20 protein-coding genes and 1 tRNA gene are annotated in these 23,425 nt (G+C 46.1%); 14 read left to right on the plus strand and 7 right to left on the minus strand.

Annotated features, from left to right (window positions below; translation table 11 throughout):
* Positions 1–12: 12 nt before the first annotated feature.
* The 8 genes from FN124_RS20870 to FN124_RS20905 all read left to right on the plus strand — a co-directional run bounded on the left by FN124_RS20870 (position 13) and on the right by FN124_RS20905 (position 9,565).
* Entirely contained in the window at positions 13–1,620 is a 1,608-nt protein-coding gene (locus FN124_RS20870; RefSeq protein ID WP_142686731.1) for a RagB/SusD family nutrient uptake outer membrane protein, read from the plus strand.
* Between the two features lie 28 nt (positions 1,621–1,648).
* Positions 1,649–2,773, plus strand: a complete 1,125-nt coding sequence (locus FN124_RS20875; protein ID WP_142686732.1) for a SusE domain-containing protein — start codon at positions 1,649–1,651, stop codon at positions 2,771–2,773.
* An 8-nt stretch (positions 2,774–2,781) separates the two neighbouring features.
* Positions 2,782–3,927: a glycoside hydrolase family 76 protein gene (locus tag FN124_RS20880; RefSeq protein ID WP_142686733.1), complete on the plus strand. Its 1,146-nt coding sequence runs from the start codon at positions 2,782–2,784 to the stop codon at positions 3,925–3,927.
* A gap of 14 nt (positions 3,928–3,941) precedes the next feature.
* Positions 3,942–5,006 carry a glycoside hydrolase family 76 protein gene (locus FN124_RS20885; protein ID WP_185937298.1) on the plus strand — a complete coding sequence of 355 codons (1,065 nt, stop codon included), beginning with the start codon at positions 3,942–3,944 and terminating at the stop codon, positions 5,004–5,006.
* 207 nt (positions 5,007–5,213) lie between these two features.
* Positions 5,214–5,618, plus strand: a complete 405-nt coding sequence (locus FN124_RS20890; protein ID WP_142686735.1) for a carbohydrate-binding protein — start codon at positions 5,214–5,216, stop codon at positions 5,616–5,618.
* A 73-nt stretch (positions 5,619–5,691) separates the two neighbouring features.
* Positions 5,692–5,775 (plus strand) — tRNA-Leu (locus FN124_RS20895).
* 1,526 nt (positions 5,776–7,301) lie between these two features.
* Complete coding sequence (locus FN124_RS20900) at positions 7,302–7,541, plus strand: hypothetical protein (protein ID WP_142686736.1); 240 nt, start codon at positions 7,302–7,304, stop codon at positions 7,539–7,541.
* Between the two features lie 1,334 nt (positions 7,542–8,875).
* Positions 8,876–9,565, plus strand: a complete 690-nt coding sequence (locus tag FN124_RS20905) for a DUF1826 domain-containing protein (RefSeq protein WP_142686737.1) — start codon at positions 8,876–8,878, stop codon at positions 9,563–9,565.
* Between the two features lie 24 nt (positions 9,566–9,589).
* On the opposite strand, the gene FN124_RS31505 is transcribed toward FN124_RS20905, so the two are convergent.
* Complete coding sequence (locus FN124_RS31505) at positions 9,590–9,718, minus strand: hypothetical protein (protein WP_260607549.1); 129 nt, start codon at positions 9,716–9,718, stop codon at positions 9,590–9,592.
* A 145-nt stretch (positions 9,719–9,863) separates the two neighbouring features.
* Here FN124_RS31505 and FN124_RS20910 point away from each other — a divergent pair, with 145 nt between their 5' ends.
* The 4 genes from FN124_RS20910 to FN124_RS20925 all read left to right on the plus strand — a co-directional run bounded on the left by FN124_RS20910 (position 9,864) and on the right by FN124_RS20925 (position 15,602).
* Complete coding sequence (locus tag FN124_RS20910; protein WP_142686738.1) at positions 9,864–10,457, plus strand: RNA polymerase sigma-70 factor; 594 nt, start codon at positions 9,864–9,866, stop codon at positions 10,455–10,457.
* A 58-nt stretch (positions 10,458–10,515) separates the two neighbouring features.
* Positions 10,516–11,487, plus strand: coding sequence for a FecR family protein (locus FN124_RS20915; RefSeq protein ID WP_142686739.1), 972 nt, complete (start codon positions 10,516–10,518; stop codon positions 11,485–11,487).
* 88 nt (positions 11,488–11,575) lie between these two features.
* Complete coding sequence (locus tag FN124_RS20920; protein ID WP_142686740.1) at positions 11,576–14,812, plus strand: TonB-dependent receptor; 3,237 nt, start codon at positions 11,576–11,578, stop codon at positions 14,810–14,812.
* A 13-nt stretch (positions 14,813–14,825) separates the two neighbouring features.
* Complete coding sequence (locus FN124_RS20925; RefSeq protein WP_142686741.1) at positions 14,826–15,602, plus strand: hypothetical protein; 777 nt, start codon at positions 14,826–14,828, stop codon at positions 15,600–15,602.
* 70 nt (positions 15,603–15,672) lie between these two features.
* On the opposite strand, the gene FN124_RS20930 is transcribed toward FN124_RS20925, so the two are convergent.
* Positions 15,673–16,593 (minus strand): ClpXP adapter SpxH family protein, encoded by a 921-nt coding sequence (locus tag FN124_RS20930; protein WP_142686742.1) that lies wholly within the window; start codon positions 16,591–16,593, stop codon positions 15,673–15,675.
* A 361-nt stretch (positions 16,594–16,954) separates the two neighbouring features.
* Here FN124_RS20930 and FN124_RS20935 point away from each other — a divergent pair, with 361 nt between their 5' ends.
* Positions 16,955–17,698 carry a hypothetical protein gene (locus tag FN124_RS20935; protein ID WP_142686743.1) on the plus strand — a complete coding sequence of 248 codons (744 nt, stop codon included), beginning with the start codon at positions 16,955–16,957 and terminating at the stop codon, positions 17,696–17,698.
* Between the two features lie 53 nt (positions 17,699–17,751).
* Here the strand turns inward: FN124_RS20935 and FN124_RS20940 are convergent, their stop codons facing one another.
* From FN124_RS20940 to FN124_RS20955, 4 genes are all read right to left on the minus strand, one after another.
* A complete protein-coding gene (locus FN124_RS20940) occupies positions 17,752–18,027 on the minus strand; it encodes a hypothetical protein (RefSeq protein ID WP_142686744.1) in 276 nt (91 codons plus the stop codon).
* Between the two features lie 191 nt (positions 18,028–18,218).
* On the minus strand, positions 18,219–18,671 hold the full coding sequence (locus tag FN124_RS20945; protein ID WP_142686745.1) for an Hsp20/alpha crystallin family protein: 453 nt from the start codon (positions 18,669–18,671) through the stop codon (positions 18,219–18,221).
* 160 nt (positions 18,672–18,831) lie between these two features.
* Entirely contained in the window at positions 18,832–19,836 is a 1,005-nt protein-coding gene (locus FN124_RS20950) for an SDR family oxidoreductase (protein ID WP_142686746.1), read from the minus strand.
* A gap of 21 nt (positions 19,837–19,857) precedes the next feature.
* Complete coding sequence (locus FN124_RS20955; protein WP_142686747.1) at positions 19,858–20,184, minus strand: hypothetical protein; 327 nt, start codon at positions 20,182–20,184, stop codon at positions 19,858–19,860.
* Between the two features lie 297 nt (positions 20,185–20,481).
* Between FN124_RS20955 and FN124_RS20960 the strand changes: the two genes are divergently transcribed.
* Positions 20,482–22,866: an ABC transporter permease gene (locus FN124_RS20960; protein WP_142686748.1), complete on the plus strand. Its 2,385-nt coding sequence runs from the start codon at positions 20,482–20,484 to the stop codon at positions 22,864–22,866.
* A gap of 63 nt (positions 22,867–22,929) precedes the next feature.
* On the opposite strand, the gene msrA is transcribed toward FN124_RS20960, so the two are convergent.
* Entirely contained in the window at positions 22,930–23,421 is a 492-nt protein-coding gene (msrA, locus tag FN124_RS20965) for a peptide-methionine (S)-S-oxide reductase MsrA (RefSeq protein ID WP_142686749.1), read from the minus strand.
* Between the last annotated feature and the right edge of the window lie 4 nt (positions 23,422–23,425).

The raw sequence follows: 23,425 nt of genomic DNA on the forward strand, positions 1-23,425 counted from the left end.
ACAATCAATTGTATGAAGAAATTAGTTTTGTCAATATTAATGGCCGGCACTTTATTCAGTTGCCGTAAACTGGATCAGCCGATCACCAGGGAGTTTACCGAAACTGCCTACTGGCGCGATGCGCAGGATGCGCTCGATGCATTGACCGCCTGCTATGAGCATCTTTCAAAAGATGATTATTATTTTGGAGATGAAGCGCTGAGTGATAATGCGTATAACAGCGGGGGAGGCCTGATCAATGTAAATGCAATTGCCAACGGCGGGTACGACGGCGCCAACGGAAGGGTAGCAGATACCTGGTCCTATTACTACACAACTATACGTCGGTGCAATACCGTTACCGCCAACATAGACCGTGTGCCCAACATGGATCCCGCGCTGAAGGCGCGTATCCTGGCTGAAACCCGGTTTATCCGCGCTTACGCGTACTTTCAGCTCACTGCCTGGTATGGGGATGTACCTTTTTATACAGACCTCATCACCATCGACGCCTCCCGTACCATTGCGCGTACCGATAAGAACACGATCCAGCAGTTCATCTTAACAGAACTGGCGGAGATCCAGAAAGACCTGCCCACCAACACCCAGCAGGCGCAGAACGACCGTGGCCGTATTACCCGTGGCGCTGCCATAGCCATGAGCGCCCGCGTACACCTGTTCCGCAGCGAATGGGCAGCCGTTGTAGCAGATTGTGAAAAGCTGATTGGTAAAACAGAGAATGGTACTTATGCCCTGTTTGGTAATTACAGTAACCTGTTCACCGTAGCCAATGAGTATAACAGTGAAGTGATCCTCGACCTGCAATATGGTGGTGGCAGAACATACGACAAACAACGCTCTTTCATGCCGCAAACCATTGCTGCACTGAGAAGCGTGCTGGTGCCTACCCAGGACCTGGTAAATGATTATATCATGACCAATGGTAAAGCCATTGGTGAAGCTGGTTCCGGTTATAATGAAAACACGCCCTATGCCAACAGGGATCCGCGTTTTGAAGCTACCATCCTGCATCACGGATCCAAGGTGGTTGATTTTAACGGCGTGGAGCAAACTATCCTGACGCAGCCTGGCTCTGTTCCTGCCACCAATACGGTAGATGACCAGGGCGCATCTCCCACCGGTTATTATTTCTACAAATATTACGACCGCGCAGCTACCAATTATGCATCAGGGTTAAACCTGATCATGATCCGATATGCCGATGTATTGCTCATGTATGCAGAAGCAAAGAATGAGCTGGGGCAGATGAATGCGGCAGTATGGAATCAAACCATTCAGCCTATCCGCGTGCGTGCCGGGTTTAATGATGCAGGCGCCACCCAGTTTAACGCTGCGCTGAACCAGGATCAGCAACGCGCAGTGATCCGCCGGGAAAGAAGGGCAGAGCTGGCGTTTGAAGGGCTCCGCGTTTATGATATACGCCGCTGGAAAACTGCCGATGTGGTGATGAACAGACCTGTAAGAGGTATTAAAGTAAGCTCCGGTGCTTTCAATAAAGATCCGAATGGTTATATCATCGTTGAAAACAGGTTGTTCACCAATCCCAAGCACTACCTGTGGCCGGTGCCCACCATTGAGCGCGATCAGAACAAAAATCTTTCACAAAACCAGGATTGGTAATATCCTTCCACCTAAAAACTATAATAACATGCAAAAATATCTGATCATTATACTGAGTGTTTTATTATTTAGTTGTAAGAAAGACGATTATTCACTCAACACCAATATGCAGCCGGTACCCAAACTCACCGCGCCGCTGGATAATAAATATATTAAGCTGCAACCTACTACCAGCGCAACTGTAAGTTTTGAGTGGGACCAGGCCCGTGCGGAAGATGGCTCACTGGTACAGTATGAAGTGGCCTTTGATAAAGCAGGCGGCGATTTCTCTTCCCCTGTTGCAAAATTCTCTTCTGATGGCGGCGGCGTACAAAACAAGTTAACGCTGTCGCATAAAGACCTGAACAGCGTGGCAGGTAAAGCCGGCATCGCTTCCCTGGCTACCGGCAAACTGGTATGGACCGTGCTGGCATCCAAAGGGTATAATATCCAGAAGGCCGCAGAAACAAAGACTATTGAAGTAGAAAGACCTAACGGTTTTGCCGAGATCCCCACGGATGTATATCTCACCGGCGAGGCTACAGAAGCAGGCGCTGATCTGTCGAAAGCCCTGAAACTGAAATCCACTGCACCGGGAGTGTATGAAATTTATACCTCTCTCAAAAACGGTAAATACCATTTTACCAGCAGAAATACCGGTACGCCGGATGTATATTCCATTGCGGGTACGGCCGTAAAAGAAGGCGGTGAAACAGAGCAAACTGCCGGTACCAAAGTATATCGCCTGCGCCTGGACTTTAACAACGCTGCCGCTACAGTAACGGAGATAGGTACTATTGGGCTTTGGTTTGCGCCATTGAATAAATTCCTGTTCGAGATCAGCTATGCCGGCGGCGGTACCTGGAAGATCCAGAACCAGCTGATCACATTCAAACAGGAATCATGGGGCCGCGATGAGCGTTACAAATTCCGTATCAATGTAAAAGACAGCGATGGTAATGCCGGTGAGGAATGGATAGGCAGTTCCAATGCAGATAACAACCGTCCAACTGCCGCTTCGCCACTGAGTTACTGGGAACTGCGCCCTATCACGAACAACGACCAGCGGAACTATTGTTACAAGTTTGCTACAGAGGCAGACAACAAGAACTGTGATATAAATCTTTATTTCACAACAGATAAGAACTATACCCACGAAATCATCGTAAAATAAAGACTGCTATGAAGCTGATACGATATTCCCTTTTAATGCTGTCACTGGCCTTCACTGCATGTTTGAAAGAACCTGTGGATGATGGCCCAGGCCCGGGCGCCAATAAGGCGCGTTATGTGTACGACTGGGCGCAGATAGCTGATTCTTCCCTGCAGGGGCTTACCGGTAATTTCTGGAACCAGGAGAAATACTTTAACGCCAATAACACAGGCAATACCACCTTTAACTACTGGCCCAATGCACACGCACTGGACGTACTAACGGACGCCTATATACGTAAAAGTGACCCGGCTATCAAAGCCCGCATGGACGACCTGCTGGCCGGTATGAAAACGAAAAACGGGGGCACCTATATCAACCATTTCTATGACGATATGGAATGGATGAACCTGGCCTGTTTACGTGCATACGAAGCCACCGGCGATACTAAGTATAAAGACGTGGCCGTATTGCTGTGGAACGATATCAAAGGAGGCTGGGATGATGTATGGGGCGGCGGTATCCACTGGAACAAAGACAAATCCAAAAACTATAAGAACACGCCTGCCAATGCGCCTGCATGCATTATTGCCTGCCGTATGTATGGGCTTACCCAGAACCCGGATGATATTGCCTGGGCCAAAAAGATCTACGACTGGCAGAAAGCCACGCTGGTAGACCCGGTGACCGGTCTTGTATGGGACGGTATTAACCAGGATGGCAGCGGGCAGGTAACAAAGAACTGGAACTTCACCTATAACCAGGGCGTATTTATTGGCGCTGGTGTGGAGCTGTATAAGCTCACCGGTCAGAATGTATACATCAATGATGCATTGAAAACCGCCAATAATACTTTAGCCGGAGGATTTACCAATGCCAATATCCTGAAGGATGAAGGTGGTGGAGATGGAGGTTTGTTCAAGGGAGTGCTGGTGCGTTACCTGATGTTGCTGATCACAGATGGTAGTATCAGCAGTACGGATGTGGCAAAGTATGCAGCGTTTCTGCAGCTGAATGCCGAAACGTTGTGGCTGAAAGGCACTACACGCCCGCAGGTGTTATTTAACAAAGACTGGACCACCACTGCAGCAGGCAGCGATCTGACCACGCAGCTGAGCGGGGCGATGCTCATAGAAGCGGCGGTGAAGCTGAAAGGCATGGGACTGATGAAGTAATGAAAATGATAAAGATGGGGAGAAGAACAGTGAGGTTTATCTTTTGGTGTTTGCTGTCTGCCGGCAGCATATCTGCCCAAAGCAACAGGCAGAAGGCGGAGATACTGCAGCAGGCAGTGAACAAATACCTGTATGAACGTAATACCGGTTTGTATATTCAAACCAGCAACCGCAGTGTGAATCATAACCTGCATGCCGACCTTTGGGGACTTTGCGGCCTTATACAGGCTGCCAATGAAATGGAGCGGATCCATCCCGGTAATACCTATATGGCGCCGGTGGTGAAGGCTATTAACCAGTACTACGACCCGGGACCGCCTGCACCGGGATATGCTTCGTATGTGGTGAAGGAGCGGAAGGAGGACCGTTATTACGACGACAACCAGTGGGTTGGCATTGCTTACGTAGACGCCTATACGCGAACCAGGAAGAAATGGTACCTGGAGAAAGGAGAGGAGATCTACCGGTTTATGATGACCGGTTTTGATACCGTTAGCGGCGGGGGCTTATACTGGAAGGAAGGAGATGTTACCACGAAGAACACCTGTTCCAACGGACCGGCTATTTTATTATCGCTGCAATTGTATGAAGCCGTTCATAAGCAGGCATACCTGGATACGGCTTTACTCCTGTACAAATGGGTGAACCGGTATTTGCGGGATGAAGACGGTGTATACTGGGATGCTATAAAACCTGCAGAGAACAACCGGATTGATTCTGCGGCGTATACCTATAATACCGGTGTGATGCTGGAAGCAAATGTAAAGCTGTACCGCATTACAGGGAATGCGCAGTATTTAAGGGAAGCCCGTTACATTGCAGAGGGTAGTTACCGGCGTTTTTTCAGGAAAGGAAGATTTCCCTTGTCTTACTGGTTTAATGCCGTATTGCTTCGGGGATATGAGGCATTATACAGGGTGGATAATAACCCTAAGTATATCCGTGCCATGCAGGAGTATGCCGATAAAGTATGGGAGCAGGACCGGAACAGCAGCAATATGCTGGGTAACCGCCCGGAGCGGGAGTTACTGGGGCAGGCTGGCATGATGGAGATTTATGCCCGGCTTGCGGGGATCTGATCTCCGTTGATCATATTATTCCGTTGATCATATTTTTGAAAGTGCCCGCAACAGTTATTGTTGCGGGCACTTTTTGTGCAGATGTTATTATTTTGCTATTATATTACATAATTCCTTAATTTAGGGTTTTTATTATTAATTTATTGCCGGGAACAATTATTCCTGATTCGTCGTAAAAAAGAGAAGAAGATAACCTATCCTATCCTTATGAGGCTGATGTTAATGCTGCTTTTTGCTTTCGTTTCCGTGTCTGTTTGCGGACAGACGGCGGCGCCGGCGGCTAAGAAGGGCAATCGTGAAACGGAGTTCCAGATGAAGGAGGGTAGTTATCTCAGCTTTGCGCAGGTGAATTTAAGTTTGGGTGAGATAGGTTTCCGCGTGGAGGTGGCATCAGAGCATAAAAAGAATAATGCCAGGCTTGAGTTCCGGATAGATAAGCCCAAAGGTAAAATTATCGGCACTCTTGATATTCCTTATACAGGCGATAGCACCTATGCGCTGAAGTTAACGGGCAACCTGCGTCATGCAGAAGGGGTGCATGATCTGTACCTGGTAGCTAGGGGAGGGATGCCCTTCAGTATTACTGCTTTCGGTTTTATTTTTAATTATTAGTATATCCGTTCCCGTTATTTTTGGAAATTTGAAAAAGCTGTTTATCTTTGCGCTCCCTGACACGATATCAGTTGCCCAGATGGCGAAATTGGTAGACGCACTGTGTTCAGGTCGCAGCGCCTGCAAGGGTGTGCTGGTTCGAATCCAGTTCTGGGCACGTCAAAAGGTTGTAAGTCATTGATTTACAACCTTTTTTATTTTTGGTCAATTCCGTTTTCTCTGCATTTCCTCCGCTTTCTCCCACTATCGTTGACACAAAATTGACACACCAAATGACACACCAAATTCGTTTGCGGCTGGGAGAACAAGACCGGCTCGTTTGTACATTTTATGACACTCAAATCAGACACTTTTTCCGTGTTTGTGACACACCAAAATTTTCTGACACACCGGCAGTTGTGTTCGAAAAAAAATCTTATGCAGCCTTTCTTCCGAACACTTCCAGTTGCGACACCATTGATTACAAATGACCTAGGAAACAAGAGTAAGGCGAAAACGGAAAGTATGGAGTGTATTCCGGCGGATTTTCCACCAGATGAATATCTTTTAGGGAAAACTATAACTGGAGATAGACCGGTAGATGTTACCAGTGAACCAGGCGGATATCATGTAACTAGTATATTAGAAACATTAAATCATTCGTTCAGTACCAAGTAGACTACGAATTATCCACTGTAAGTCGTCCTGGATATCCTATTACATATGAGTCGAAGTGGCATAGGGTTCGATTTTTAGGTCTAAGTCCTATCAATTGTATGTACATTGAAAATGCCAGAGGGGTAGGAGATGTTTATAAGTATGGAGAAGTAACAATCACAGTGATTTGGATGAGTTGTTTAAGAATGAAGGCTTTTACACTAAGGACTCCTGTACGTAGAGATATTGTTGCAAAAATAATTAGCATCCAACTTTTGATATGGGGACTATTTCATTAAGTGTGTAAACTTAAAAATCGGGGTCGGATTGATAATTAAATTTAAAAGACCATTTACGCAGGTAATACTTACAAACGCAAGCCCATATTCTCATATCGTGGCCGGTACAGCGCTGAAAGTATCTTCCCCAAAACCAATGATTACAGTAGGCCCTTGGGTTAGCTGGAACCCAATAATCAATAGGATTACCCTGGGAATAAGTGTACAACTACCAGTAAGTAGCGATTTCCAATAGCCAATGAACGGGAGCAAATTATATGCCTACAATATCGTCGGCATATCTAATACTTAAGGGTTGTATCGTTAGATGCAGCCCCTTTTTTGTTTTGCAGCTCCCCATAATTTAAAAGACACAAGTAGCGAATATAGCACCATCGCCACCGGTAAATACCGCCAGTTTACCATCGAATATAGGAATGTTTACCCACTCCAGTGCCGTAGGCGCCTACCTTAGCGTTGCCTCCGCCGTTTTTGCTTTTAAATGAGAGCGTTTCGATCTGTTGTGCATTGGCAAACTATACTCCTCGCAGTATTGTGTAAGCGATAATAGATGTGCTCATAATATTCTGTGTTTTGAATTATTTCTGTTTCTACGACGGAGAAAATAGGCTTCTCCCTGCAACAACTGTGAATTTTAGGTAGTAATGACCAGAATGAACAAAATGAATGAAAATGAACATAGTAAACAGGCAGCTTTGCGTTATTTTTGGTAACAAGTAAAATTATCTTTAACAAGTAAATTATTCATATGATAGAAAAGAACCTATTAAATCCTATAGAATTGAGTCCAGCTGAATTGCAGCTGATCAATGGGGGAGGTATTATCACAGACGTGATCTCAGCTGTCGTTCCATCTGAGTATGTGGATGGGGTATTGGATTTTGTTTCCGTTTATAGCACAGGTATTTTAAAATCAGTACTAGCACAATCTCCTCTTCCTTCTTCTTTACAAGATAAGTTGGTGGGGTTAGCCCATTTTCTGATATAAACAAACAATACGATTAGCATTTGTATGCATAACAATTTCGCTGCGCTGTTCAAGAGTAGTTTTATCCGACAGCGTTCCGAAAGAAGATCTGTACGTCCAAAAGAAAAGCAGCTAGCGATCTTCAGCTAGCTGCTAAGGATATCATTTGACTGTCAGATTAAGTCGTGACTATTTCAGATAAGGACGGAAAGAGCGTTATTTCTACCTGCGAAATCGATAATAATAAATCGGCAGACCTACTAAGGTGTTGGTGTCTTAAGGAATGTTTAGTTGGTATAGTCTGTGATAAAGAAACAAGATCATTTGAATTAAGAGTTATATTATTTCCAATAGAAAAGGAATTCTCCCAGTGTGTCAAATAGTTAAATGAATCCTCATTCCCCGTTAAATCCTCAGATTTGATTATTTACCCAAATTTCAATATTTTGCTTTGGAATAAACAGATCGCGTTTATATGTCTGTTCTATTTCGACACTTCATTGAAACAAATACCTTACAACTAATTCTCCCAAAACTAGATAGGATTCCAGTTCTAGGCGCGAAGCCCCTGTAAGTCATCGAATTACAGGGGCCTTTTCTTTTGTTAACCCACGGTTTCTCCACTTCTCCTGGCTCACGGATGGCACACAGCTGTAGTAGTTTGATTTTCAGAAATACATTCTAAAGAAAAAGTTATTGATTGAAATAAAAATAAAAACAATATCCCGCAATAACTATGGATAATATACCCCATCAGCATCCTTACTTAACGCATAAAATGTTTACGCTTAAAAGCATCTACTGAGTCAATAACCAGGACAGATAAAATAACTGACGATGTGAAGTAACTGCAGTGTCGTTTTATAATTTCATTTATTATGAATCATCGTCTGCAGAAAAAGATACTAAAGTTAGCGGATAAATAGACGTTACCGTATAGAGAGCAGCCATTATGTTTAACCCGTTACCCTATTTGTCTTATATGGGAGAATAAAATGTACCTTCATTTCAGGAATATGAATGTCACCCTATTTGCGATTTAAGAAGTGCCCTGGCGGCCATTGAAAAAATACCAGGTTAGTTATTGCAAACAAATGTACCAGTAAATCCGGATGCTGATTTGGCAGGGGGCTACAAATTAATTGGTGCCGGTGGCACCGTAGAACGCCCTACACGGCTCGGTCCTGCCATGTTATTCAACAGTATCCAGGGGTACCGGCATCCCAGGCAAAACAGGCTGCCCGGGAAATTTCTATCTTTATACCATTTAAGGGAATCCGGCTCAAACATAGAAACTATCAAGAACATTTTATACCTTATTTTAGTGGGGCCAATACTGATTTATATTAATTATCATGATAGATTCTGAGAATCAAATTCACCGTGTCACAAATTTTCAAGACCTTGTTTCTACGCCATTTAGCGGAGCAATAAATGCGATTTGCTGGGCTCGTGAATTAGCGGGTGACTTTTCTGAAATTGTTGAGAAGGTAGCGCTAAGTGGCAACATAACGACGATTGAACAAGAGGAGCTTTATGAGCTTCAGCTGAGTGAACAAGGGCAGCTTGCGCGTGAAATTCTTTTAAATGATTTGAAGTTATTGAAAGCGTATGGGGCATCGCCGGCTCTTAATGTGATCAGATATTATGACCGGGATGATGCCTATCCTTTTTTTTCAACGGATGTTTACTCTTTTCATGTGGATCGCTCCCCTGTACCGGTAGATACCTTTTTATGCACATACTATGGCGAATCAAGTGAAATATTGCCAAATTCACAGTGTGAAAAGAAAGCCCTTATACCGGAAATCCGTGATGAGCTCAGAAAGCTATATGATGGAGCAGATGAAGGTTTTGAATCGTTCTTGAGTGAAAACTACTTTGATCTGCATTATCAGGCCAGGCCCGGTGCACGTCCGGTAAGTTTAGGCCTTGGTAACCTGTGGAGGTTGGCGGTTGATCATCCTGGCAGCCCGGTGCCTCCCTGTGTTCACCGTGCGCCAAAGGAAAAGCCCGGACAGAACAGGTTGTTGATGATCTGTTGAGTGCAGCAGGGACCGCCCTGCTGCCTACTTAAAATGCAGCACACCTTCCTGGTCTATCCACGCATCAATATGGGAGATCACTTTTAAATCCTCCAGGAAAACGGTGATAGGGTTGCATCTCCGCAGACACGACAGCGCCTGATAGTGCAACATTGCGGCGGAGGATATACCGTATATGAATCAAATCATAATTATACTTACGGCAGCCACATTTACAGGTGCCGGTGCATTACTTTTCCGTTCTTAACCTTTTGATAATATTAACTCACTATCATTGCGTGGAAATCAGTTTCCTTGCATGCATATTAGTCACTCCCAACCTCCGCCTGTTACAGCTGCTGTTATATCCGCTTTCAGGGATGGGGCTGAGCGCGCGTTCAACGAGATCTTCATGGCCTATGATGCGCGCCTGATGAAGTATGCCTCCAGCATATGCGTTACCCGCGAGGACGCGGAAGAAGTAGTACAGGATGTTTTTACCAGTCTTTGGGAGAACAGGACTTCCATAGAAGGCACGGACATCACCGGCTGGCTGATCCGGGTGTGCCGTAACAAAGCGCTTAAACTGCTTCGCCGGCGCGTGTTCCAGGCAGACATCACCGAATTCCCGGAAAGGCCTTCCGGCCAGATGACGCCGTTGGAGCAACTGTACTTCGAAGAGATAGAGAAACATATCCGTGAGATCATTCAGCAACTTCCTCCTGCCAGGAAGAGAATATTCCTTCTGCACCGCGAGGAAGGCCGGAGTTATCAGCAAATTGCCGATGAACTGGGCATTTCCGTTTTCACCGTTAAAAAACAGGTCAGCCTCGCGCTGGACCACCTGCGCACAAAAGTTACGCCCTACGCCTGCTCCCTTGCTGTCATACTGTTGCCCGACATGTTAAATTAATGTTACCGGTACTACTCCGGGCGATTTTTTGGGTACTTCCTGTAAAAGCTACCCTGACATGTCTGTTTCTCCCGAACTGTTAAAGAAATTGCTTCGCAAGCAGAAAGAGAAAACCATCACCGAACGGGAAATGGTACTGCTACAGCTTTACCTGTCTACTTCCGGTGCAGAAGCTGCCCTGGATGCTATCGATTTTTCGGATATGCCGGAAAGTGATGGCCAGCCCGGCGGTTCCCCGGAAGAGCGTTACCAGCGTATCCTGCAGAAAACAGTCTTTGCCAGGGAACGGCGTTTCCCCTGGCCTGGCTGGGCAGCTGTCGCCGCTGTTCTGCTCATCATTGGCGCCCTCTTTTTTTTCAGGGATCCGGCGCCTGCAAAGCTGCTGACATGGCGAACCGGGAACGGCGAGCTGAAAGAGATTATGTTGCCGGACAGCTCCCGCATATGGCTGGATGCGCGTTCTGTGCTGAGCTATCCTGCCGCATCTGACAGTAAAGAACGAAGGATAGTGCTGCAGGAAGGGCAGGCGTTCTTTGATGTAACGCCTGATACGCGCAGACCTTTTATTGTTGAAAATAAACAAGGCATACAAACCAGGGTACTGGGAACCTCATTTGCGGTTCGTGCAGACAGTAGTATTGCGCATATATACGTGGCCGTTAAAAGCGGTAAGGTAAGTGTAAGCTGGCAGGATAAAGAAATAGCTAGGCTCTTGCCGGGTGAACAGCTGTCGTATGATCCATCGGAACCTGCAGCACAGTTAGGCCGCATGGATCCTGCCGTTATCGGGGAATGGACCAGCGGGGAAGTGCGGCTGGCGCAGGCTGATTTCGCGACGATGGCCGCTGCCATGCAGCGGATGTATGGGATAGTTATTACTGCCGCTAATGCCGGTGTAAGCCGGAACCTCTATAGCCTTACGATCCGCTACGGGAAAAACCCGCAAAAGCTTGTAGAAGTTATCAGCGCCGTTAATGGCAACCGTTGTGAATGGAGGAACCGCGACAGCACCTCCGTAATTATTCATTAAAAAGAAAAGCGCCTGTTGGAAGCAGGCGCCTTATACCCGGTATTCGAAGTACCGGCATTTATCAAAATAAAATAAACAAAGCAAAAGTATGAAATTTTTTAGTCGAACGGGATCAGGTTCCGGTTTATGGAAAGCACTGTTCCTGCTGTTTTTGGGAACACCGCTGTTTGCGCAGCAGGCAGACTCGCCGTTATCCAGGAAGATAACGGTTAGCATTGCAGGCGGGAACATCCTTGATGCCCTGCACAAAATTGAAAAGACAGCAGGTATTGAATTTGCCTTCAATGCCAGAAATATCGACAGCTACAAAGCAACTGTGATCAACTTTACTGATAAACCACTGGAGCAGGTATTAAAGGAACTGTTCCTGCACACGCCATTGACCTTCCGTAACGTGAACGGCTATATTATCATTCAGAAAAAACAGGATACACCCACTCCCGGAAAAGTTACCGGCAGCATCACCGACGAGGGCAACGGGGAGCCTATTCCCGGTGTAACGGTGCGGATCGGCAGCCTGGGCGCTACCACCGCGGCAGATGGCTCTTTCAGCATTTCGCTGCCCGCGGGGAGTTATACTGCTGTCATGAGCTCCATCGGCTATATCACCCAAAAAGTAAGTGAGATCGAAGTCAGAGAGCAGGAAATCTTCAGGCTCAACACTGCTTTGAAAAGAACGAAAGGACAACTGGCCACTGTGGAGATAACCTCTTCTGCAAAAAAAGACGGGGTAGCTTCATTGTATACGCAGCAAAAGAACAATGCCGCGATCAGCGACGGTATCAGCCAGGAGCAGATACGCCGCACGCCTGATAACAACGTGGCACAGGTACTGAAGCGCATCAGTGGCCTGACAGTGCAGGACGATAAGTTTGTGACCGTACGCGGACTGAGCGAGCGGTATAATAATGTAATGATGAATGGTACCAGTCTTCCCAGCACGGAGCCTAACCGTAAAAACTTTTCATTTGATGTGATTCCCAGCAGCCTGATTGATAATATCGTGGTGAACAAGACCGCTACGCCGGATATGCCTGCGGAGTTTGCAGGCGGGCTGGTACAGATCAATATCAGGGACATGCCTTCGGAGAACTATACAACAGTTAGCCTTGGCTCCGGTATCAATACCAATACAATAGGTCATGCCTTTGCAGGCACCAAAAGAGGGAAGTATGATTATCTTGGTTTTGACGATGGAACCCGCAACTGGTGGAAGGATATGGATCCCCAGCACTATCGCTTCCTTATCAACACCAATAACCGTGAAGCCATCAGTGCGCAGAACAGGACCATTCCCAATAATTTCGGTCTGCGGAAATATAACTACATGCCAGTGCAGAACTACCAGTTGGGCCTGGGCCGTAAGTACCGGTTGTCTGAAGGAAAGCTGATAGGCCTTACGCTGGCCGGCACCTACCGTCATGAAGAGTTGCAGTCGAACGAAATGCGGTATTTTCCTGCCGCCTTTTATTTCAGCGATTCTGCCAGTCGCGTGTACAACTTTACCACCACTTTAGGCGCGTTGGCTAATGTTACCTATCAAACTGCCCGCCACAGGATCGCTTTCAAAAATATCTATAACCGCCGGTTCAATAATGAAACCAGTGACCTCTGGGGAATAGATTTCGATAAAGGCAGCGGCGGACAAACGGAGCTCTATACCAGCATCACCACCATCAATTCTATCCTGCACAACAGGCTGGAAGGCGAGCATACCTTTACCCGGCATAACCTTAAAATAGATTGGGCTGCCGACCTTGTCAACGTACAGCGTGATCAGCCGGATACGCGTTCTGTAAAAAGCTATGAATCGATTGGTGTGGGAGAGGGGTATTATTTCCTGTCGGAGTTCCAGGGCTTCATGGTGGACGGTATCAATATTTTCAATTCAAGGTTACGTGAGCAAAAGAAGAACATCGCCGTAAATTTCACTCTCCCTTTTACATTCCGGAACGAGCAGCAGAAGATCAAACTGGGTTACAGCGGGTCGTTTCGTACGGCGAACTATGAAAGTCTTGCCCTGCGGCTGATGGCCGATTCGAGGAGCAATCCTGATGTTGCGGTTTACTTCGGGAAGCCCGACTACGAGCTGGCTACGCCCACCTATCTTCAGCCGGACCTGTTATACTATAACCTGTCGGGCACGGGCTCAGTTGGCAGTAAACCGGCCGACAACTACGAGGGTGATCAAAAACTGCATGGCGCTTACCTGATGGCCGATCTGAAGTTCCTGCGTAAATTCAGGCTGGTAGGGGGTATCCGTGCAGAGCGAAATGACATGAACGTGAACGGTATCACATTCGACTATGCAACAGGGTTACCGGTGGATTCTATTATGAAAACCAGTACCACCGACTGGCTGCCTTCTGCCAACCTCACTTACCAGATTACGACGCTCTCCAACCTCCGTCTCGCTTATTCCAAAACCATGTCCAGGGCGGATTTCCGGGAAAGGTCGCGTTTTATGTATTACGAGTTCCGCGAGCGTAACATCTATCGCGGTGCCGCCCGTCTTGATGATGCAACTATCACCAATGTTGATCTTCGTTATGAATGGTATCCTGGTCCCGGCGAAGTGTTTTCTGTATCCGCCTTCTATAAAAAATTCGCCAGTCCTGTTGAGCAGATCGCGGGGCGCAGCAGCGGAGGGCTGATGTTCTTTTACTTTAATCTCCGCAGTTCAGAAAATAAAGGCTTTGAAATTGATTTTAGAAAATCGCTGGGGTTCATTAGTCGCACATCCAACATCCTTAAAAATATTTTCATCAATGGTAATGCTTCCATCATGAAATCGAATGTAGGTTATAATGTGGATGCGCTGCTGGCGGCATCCAACGGCGTAATAGGCGGCGGCCTCACCGAAATGCCGGCAGACTCCCGGAACAGGCCGTTGCAGGGGCTTTCACCTTATGCTGTAAATGCGGGTATCGGTTACTTTGGAGAGATCGCGGGCATCAACTTTGGCTATAACCGTTTCGGCAAACGTATTGTGGCAGGTGGTACTTACCCGGCGGAAGACCAGTATGAAAATCCAAGAGATGTATTGGATATGCAGCTGAGCACCCGTCTTCTTAAAAAGAAACTGGAGGTCCGGTTCAATATCAGCGATATCCTTCAACAGGACTTCGTCATTTACCAGAACGCGATCGTTGGCAGGCCTACTGATACGGGTGGCGGTTTCTTTTCCGGCAATCCGGATAATATCAATGATCCAAGTCCGAATAAAGATCCGAAGGGAACGAATTACAACAAACAGTACGATTACACCTATAACAAAATATTCAAAGGACGGAATCTCAGCCTGAGTTTTACTTATAATTTCTAATACGATCTATATAATGCAAAAGATATTCATTATAACGCTTTTGGCCATATGCTTTGGCGCTTGCAGCAAGGAAGGTGATTTCCAGGAAAAAGCCAGTATGAGGCAAATGCAGCTCCGTAGCCTTTCATTGGCGCCGGATGCGCGGTTCATTGTTATCATAAATAATGCCCTGATAACCGATAGCCTTGTGAGTACAGGCGTGGTAAGCAAACTCATTAAAACCACCAGTGAAACGCAGCATGTGGTGATAAAGGATTACCAGTCGAACGCACTTCTTTATGATACTTCGTTATCCACGCCAGGCACGTCTTTCAATATAAACATCCTTCAGCTGGATGCCACCGGTACACAGAAACCGCAGCTCATCAGTGGTGGTAAGAGTGAGGATATCCCGGAAAAGAAAGTACTGTTAAGTCTTTACTATGATGATCCCACTATGCCGGAATCCATGACGGTGACCATTTATTGCATAAAACAAAACCCGGTAACTTTTACATATGATGGTACAGATACACTGGTCAACTTCGCTATCGTCAGGAGGGGGCAGCTTGCCGACTTCCACCTGATGGATTTTTCACTGGACCCTAATTTTAACCTGTATGTTTTTCAACCCAGGGACGTTACAACCGGGGAAATATTACCGGGCGCAGAAATGGATGCCCCCAGTTTTTATGCGCCGATGCTGGGGATTGGGCCAACCGCCGCCAAGCACATTATCTGCAATATCCTGGGCACGGACATAGGGGGAGGTGCACATTATTTTTACGGGTCTCCGCTTATCAGCTATTGAGCTGCCATCGCAGCAAAGAACCGGTATCAAAAGAGCTCCTGTAAACAACTTACAGGAGCTCTTTTGTTTGTTAATCGGTATGCTTAGACATCCAGATTGCTCCATTCTTTGTTACCAGCTTTTCCAGCTTTCCGTTTGCCGTTAATTCATCCAGCATCTTTTCACCTTCATTTCTTGCTGTTCCTGTTAGTTCTGTAAACTCTTTTGCTGTTAATGAATGATATGATGAGAACAAAGAAGGCCAGCTTCTATCGTATTGGCTTTTTGAAATATTGGAATGAATTTTCAATAAAGCATTTTCATAGACGCTGTATGGTTTCGAACCATAAATCATTTCAGTTTTCCCTGTTGTATCAGTGAAGAAAATGGTTGGAAAGCCTCTTACTCCTGCTTCTCTGGCTAATTGCAGATCCCTGTTAAAAAGATCTTTGGCATCACCTTCATAGGCCTTTTTAAACTGAACAGTGTCTAATCCTACATTTTTGGCTGCCAATTCCAGGTAATCCCATTTTGTTATATTCTTTTTTTTCAGGAACACCATCTCCCTGATTTCACGAAGAAATGAAATTGCTTTTTCGTTGTCCTGTAGTTGGGCTGCCTTAAATGCAATGGAAGGTGGATAGGAGGAAGGTAATGGATCTTCCAGCCAGATATCGCCATCAATGGGCATATCATAATGCAGGCTTACTTCATCCCAGTGGTGGGCAACGTCAGAAGGCTTGCTGATACCGCCGCTGTTGTAGCTCCAGTCGGGTAATAAACCGCCCATCCTGTATTCTATTTCAATGCTTTTCCCATATTCTGATTTAAGTTTCCGTAATTGCGGCTCTATGCCCCAACAGGAAGAACAAATGGGATCAGTGTAGTAAATTATCTTTACCGGCTTTTTTTCTGATTTAAAATTGTTGCTGTTAGCAGACGCTGCATTGTATGCAGGAATCTCACAAATGCCATTTTCAGGATTGCATAATAAAGGATTATTATTCTCCATTTTCTTTTTTGTTTGAGCCTCGCAGATTTTATTGCCAGGAAGCATTATTGATATTAAAATATAAACAGGTAGCTTCATCTTTGAAATAACAGCAATGAGAAGTAAGTATTATTCGCGGATAAAGTTCAGCGTAATAATTTGCTCCTCCAATAAGTCATTTTTTTATGACTGCCGGAAAGAAGCTGTGTGCAGTAAAATTCGTCAGGATAGGAAGCTGCTGCTACAGGCACTAATATTTCCGAAGCGGCTTTTTATTTTCATGGAAAGTTTGCCGGAGCTGATTTCCCCGGGCGTTTTCTTATATTTATACTGTGAACGGGTAACATGTTGCGCCTGGATGCAATTCACAAAAAGATTCCTTATGCCAGATCATTTTATTAAAGTACTGTTTGTATTATTTCTGACTGCGGCTTCGGTTGATTTGTTTGCTCAAGACAATGATTTTGAACAACTTTCGAAAGTTGCTAAAGATACCAGTATTAACTTCCCGTTGGACTATAAAATTTCAAGGCCAAGAACCGAGTTCCCTAACTGGGATCGGGACTTTAATATTTATTACAATTTTCTTACGCCCGCATTAAGAAAGACCCAGGTTTCCATGAGGTTTGCCCAGAATGGTGTAGTCTCTTCAGTTACAGCCAATTCAATCATTCCGCATGCCCAGCTTGATACAGCAACAATGGTTGATGACCCGGCTAAGTTTATCGGAACCTGGCGGATGATCAGTTTCCGTTCAATAAGGTATAATGACTCAGTATACATTCCAACAAAAACATATTACCGGCTTGAGGATGTGCTTTTAGCTGATAAAAGTAAGGATGAAGCTTTTGCCGTTATTTCAGACGATAATTTTAAGCTTTATGCAAAAGAAGAAGGAAAGGCTAGTTTCAAAAAAATGATGTCGGCCAAATATAAGATTGAGAACAGAAGATTTATGATGCTGTATAAACTGGTGAAGTCAGGTGCAGGGGTTTCACAGATCGGAATTGATGAAAAAGGTTACCTGATCTTGAATTATCCCAAAGTGGTAGAGGATGTAAAAGAGGGCGTGTATATTTCCTATTATACTGTAGTTGACCAATATGTTTTTGAAAAGGTAAAATGAAGATAACCTTTTCCACAAAGGGCTTTATCCTTCAGATGTAAGGATCAAAAGAATTACTGGCCTTTAAAGTTATTTGCCTTAAATATCTCCTTGGCAATAAACCTGCTGTTTTTTTCAAACGCGATCAACGTGCACATCCTGGTACCTATCACTTCAATTCCATGGGCCACTTCAATAAGAGTTAAACGTAGCAGGCCGGTATCGTCATTAACTACCTGCTCCCATATATCCATAGCCAGTTCCTTGTCTTCACCGATTTTAAACGTGCAGAAGTTTGACCAGCCGTTTGATATTTTCATATCTGCATCGATGATGTAATAAGGTTCCATAACTTTATAGCTTGTGCCAGTCGGAAAGGCAGTACTTACCTATTTTCCGTCACTGCCTCCCGCTGGGCTTGTAAGTGATTTTAACAGCTACCTTGTTTAAACAGGTGCAGCAATCCGGCAAGGGTTTCATTTGCCGGTTTGCTGCACTTTACAGCCGGATTCAAGATAGCTTTCCGGATAGTGGCAGCTGTTTAGCCAATATTGATCAACCGTGGCGGCTTTTTCTTTGCCTCTTCCCGTTTTGGAATGGTGAGTTGCAACAGGCCGGCATCATATTTCGCGGTAACGCCCTCCTGATCAACTACATCTTTGGGTAAAAGCAAAGTTCTCTGGAAAGCCTGGTAACTGAACTCCCTGCGGGTGAACTTTTCATTTTCATTACTTTCCACGCTGGATTCTTTGTCGCAGGTGATGGTAAGGGTGTTACCGTCCAGCTGAATTTTGAAGTCGCTTTTTTCCATGCCCGGAGCAGCCATCTGTACTTTAAAATTATCCGCAGTTTCTTTTATATTGACTGCGGGAATAGTAGTGCCGCTTGAAGAACCGTTGGAGTTATCCCAATTAAAGAATTCACGACTGATCGGATCATCAAACAGACTAAACAATGACGGGAAAGTTGCCCGTCTCTTTTGGATACCTGACATACTTACCTCCTTTTTTTATATGGATTACTACTATACGGGATTTAAATATCGCCCCGTAAAAGAGCGCGATCAAGTGCTGTGCCGGAGGATATGCCAGGAATTTTCGTCATTTTTTTCTGTCAGTTTTTCAAGATAAAATGAAAAAATTTCAGATAGCCTGTTATGGTTGTCCGCCACCGCCGGAGGCGCCATAAATCTGCCCGTTTGCATAGCTGGCATCTGTTGCTGCAAGCTGTACATATATGGATGCCAGCTCTACAGGTTGGCCTGGCCGGCCTAAAGGGGTTTGTGCGCCGAAGTTCTTTAACTTTTCCATAGTAGCGCCGCCGCTTACCTGCAGAGGTGTCCAGATGGGGCCTGGTGCAACGCCATTTACCCGTATTCCTTTAGGCCCGAGTTGTTTGGCGAGCGATTTTACATAATTCATGGTAGCGGCTTTTGTCTGGGCATAATCGTAGAGATCCGGGGAGGGATCGTATGCCTGCTCGGAGGTGGTGGCAATTATTACAGACCCTGGTTTCAGATGGGGAAGGGCTGCTTTGATAATCCAGAATGGCGCATAGATGTTTGTTTTCATCGTGGCGTCAAAATCCTCTGTAGAAATATCGGCGATGGATGGTTTGGTTTGCTGCCGGGCAGCGTTGTTAACCAGGATATCGAGCCCGCCCAGGCCTTCCACGGCTTTTGATACCAGTTGCCGGCAGAAGGTTTCTTCCCGCAGATCGCCTGGGATGGCAACTGCTTTGCGGCCTTCTGCTTTGATCAGCGCCACCACTTCCTGTGCATCCGGCTCTTCCGAAGGGAAGTAGTTAATGGCCACATCAGCGCCCTCTCTTGCGTATGCAATAGCGGCTGCGCGCCCCATGCCGGAGTCGCCGCCCGTGATCAGTGCTTTCCTGCCATTAAGGCGGCCGGAGCCTTTATAGCTTTTCTCGCCGTGGTCTGGTTTGGGGTTCATTTTGCCGGCAAGTCCCGGCCAGGGTTGCGATTGTTCCTCAAAAGGAGGTTTGGGATACCTGGAAACGGGGTCTTGTAATCCTTCTGCACTTTTGGTATTGCGCGGTGTCGTCTGACCAACGGCAACCGGGGCAATGGCGGCCATCGCCAGGCTGGCACAGATGCCGGTAACCACCGTTCTGCGGTCTATCAAATGAGCTTCGTTCATGGCAGTGTTTTTAAGATTTGATCAGTCATTTTTATCAGTGCTGTACTCATTATTTTCTTCATCTTCTGCGCCAATCTGTTCCTGTTCATCATCGAGCTCAGCGCCTGGCACATCAAGACTATCAGTTTCATTAAGCGGCTCTCCGTCATCATCCCTGTTATCTACTTTGGCGCCGCGCATCCGTAGTTCTTCGGAATAAGTGGGATCAGTGGTGGATGCTTCTTCCAGCAATTCTTTTTCTTCTTCACTTACTTCCGCATCCAGACCTTCTGCTGTTTGTTCTTCGGACAGCTCGTTATTTTCTTCTTCGCCGAAGGCGTTTTCGTTTAATTCGTCTTTACTAATCATAACCGGTATTTTAGAAGTTAATAATACACTTCGTGCAACAAATCACAGACCGGGTTAAAAAGTGCTGAATACCGCGGCAATAGCCACACAGGACCGGGTAATTTTTTTTTATATTAGTAGGAACGTTGGGACAAATTGTAGACCGGCCTGATCACTGTTAGCTGCAGGGCGTCCGTTTTCAGACACCGGGTGTTCATATACGGACATCTTTACGGGCAGACTTCCCGCGAATGCCGCCTGTGGCCTGCTTTGAGGGTATGGCAGTATTATTGTTTTTCATGGGCAAACCAGTTAACTATGTTAAGAAGTCATGCCCGGATCGCGTGGCGTAATCTGCTGAAGAATAAAACTTTTTCGCTCATCAATATAGTTGGGTTATCTACCGGTATGGCTGTAGCCCTGCTGATCGGTTTGTGGATCCATGATGAGCTTACATTCAGTAAGAACCATGAAAATTACGACCGCATTGTGGCGGTGATACAGCATCAGACCTTCAACGGCGTAAAGGGTACACAAACGGCTAACCCTTACCTGCTGGGAGAGGAGATCAGGAATAAATACGGTAGTGATTTCAAGTATGTGATCATGTGCTCCTGGCCCTATAAACATGTACTGGCATATAATAACAATGCTATTTCCCAGATGGGCAATTTCTTTGAGCCGGACTTCCCGGAAATGCTGACGCTTAAAATGCTGAAAGGTACCCGGGCCGGGTTACAGGACCCGGCTTCCGTGCTGCTGTCTGCTTCCACGGCCAGAGCATTGTTCGGGGATACCGACCCTTTGGATAAGCTGATAAAATTGGATAACCGTACCATGGTGAAAGTGACCGGTGTATATGAAGATCTGCCCTACAACTCTGCCTTCAGGGATCTGGCCTTTATGGCTCCCTGGGAGCTGTATCTTCAGAGCGAGCCATGGATAAAGGAAATGGAGAACCCCTGGCGGTCCAATTTTACACAAACCTATGCACAGCTGGCAGATCATGCGGATCTTGAAAAAGTATCCGCCAAGATCAAAGATGTGAAGCTGCATAAGGTAAGGGCAGCAGATGCTGCTTTTAAGCCGGAAGTTTTTCTTCATCCCATGAGCAAATGGCATTTGTATGCCGATTGGAAGGATGGGAAGAATATAGGCGGCAGGATACAGTTTGTATGGCTCTTCGGGATTATTGGGGTATTTGTGTTGCTGCTGGCCTGTATCAATTTCATGAACCTGAGCACTGCACGTTCGGAGAAGCGGGCGAAAGAAGTAGGGATCCGGAAGGCAATAGGTTCCTTCCGCAGCCAGCTGGTGACGCAGTTTTTCAGCGAATCGCTGCTGCTTGCCATGATTGGTTTTATAGGTGCCCTGGTATTGGTGCAGCTGGGACTGCCGGTATTCAATGAGATGGCGGATAAAAAAGTAAGCCTGCCGGTTGCAAGCCCTTTATTCTGGCTTGTGGGGCTTGGAGTGATGTTGTTCACGGGCCTGGTTGCAGGCAGTTACCCTGCGTTGTATTTATCTTCTTTTGAGCCGGTTAAGGTATTGAAGGGAACTTTCCGCGCAGGCCGTTATGCAGCCATTCCACGCAAGGCCCTGGTTGTGATCCAGTTTACCGTATCGGTGATCCTTATTATTGGTACCATAGTGGTATTCCGGCAGATCCATTTTGCGAAGAACCGCCCCACAGCTTACAGCAAAGAGGGACTGATAGTTATTCCCGTATCAACCGGTGCATTGAAGGATCATTTTGAAGTAATCAGGAATGAGCTGGCAGCATCGGGAGCGGTGACGGAGATGGCTTATTCTTCCAGTTTACTGACAGAGATCAATGCCGTGAACAACGGTTACACCTGGAGAGGCATGCAACCCGGCGCCCAGGGGAATTTCGGGGCGATCAGCGTGACGCATGACTTTGGGAAAACAATTAACTGGCAGATACTTTCAGGACGTGATTTTTCAAGGGACTTTCCGTCGGATTCCTCAGCCATGATCCTGAACGAATCGGCAGTGAAATTTATGGGCCTTAAAGACCCGGTGGGAGAAGTTATAAAAGTGGATGGCAAGCCTTTTAACGTAATAGGCGTTGTAAAGGATATAGTGATGGAATCGCCTTATCACCCTGTTTTCCGCACTGTTTTTACGCTTAACTATGACGCTGCCAATGTGATTGATGCCAGGATCAATCCTGCCAAAACCACCGCAGATGCGCTTTCCAAAATTGAGAGTGTTTTTAAAAAATATAACCCGGGTGTTCCTTTTGTTTACAGTTTTGTGGATGACGACTACGCTGTTAAGTTTGATGCAGAACAGCGTATTGGAAAACTATCGAGCTTTTTTGCGGTGCTGGCCATTTTCATCAGTTGCCTTGGGCTTTTTGGCATGGCGTCTTTTATGGCGGAGCAGCGGGTGAAGGAAATGGGGGTGCGAAAGGTAATGGGGGCTTCTGTTTTCAATTTATGGCAGTTGATGACAAAGGATTTCGTGCTGCTGGTATTGATTGCTTTGCTGATCGCAGTGCCACTGGCCTATTATTTCATGAATAACTGGTTGCAGCGGTATGAGTACCGTACCAGCATATCCTGGTGGATCATTGCGGCCACTGCTGCCGGTGCGGTATTAATTGCCCTGCTTACAGTAAGTTTCCAATCGATAAAAGCAGCAATGATGAACCCGGTGAAATCCCTGAGATCGGAGTGATCATTATTATCTTACTAAAATAAAGGAGAAAATGAAGGTAAATTCATTTTCTCCTTTATTATTTTAGTTCAGTTTCCAGTCGGGCCGCACAAAATGACAGGTATATCCGTGTGGATGTTTCTGCAGGTAATCCTGGTGTTCCTCTTCGGCGTTCCAGAAGGCTGTTGCAGGCACCACTTCTGTTACAATAGGGCCGGGCCATTTACCGGAGGCATTGAGCTCGGCAATTAACCCGATGGCTGTTTGATGCTGCGCTTCATCCAGGTAAAAGATAGCGGAGCGGTAAGATGTTCCTATATCATTGCCCTGCCTGTTCCGGGTGGTAGGATCATGGATCTGGAAGAAAAATTCCAGGAGTGAACGGTATGATAATACTGCCGGGTCAAACTTAATTTCGATACCTTCCGCATGTGTTCCATGATTGCGGTAGGTGGCGTTAGGCACATCGCCGCCGGTGTATCCTACTACCGTGGAAATTACGCCGGGCAGCTGGCGGATGAGTTCTTCCACTCCCCAGAAGCAGCCACCTGCAAGAATCGCTTTTTCAATACTCATATGT

Source organism: Chitinophaga polysaccharea (assembly GCF_902150045.1).
Lineage (GTDB): Bacteria > Bacteroidota > Bacteroidia > Chitinophagales > Chitinophagaceae > Chitinophaga > Chitinophaga polysaccharea_A.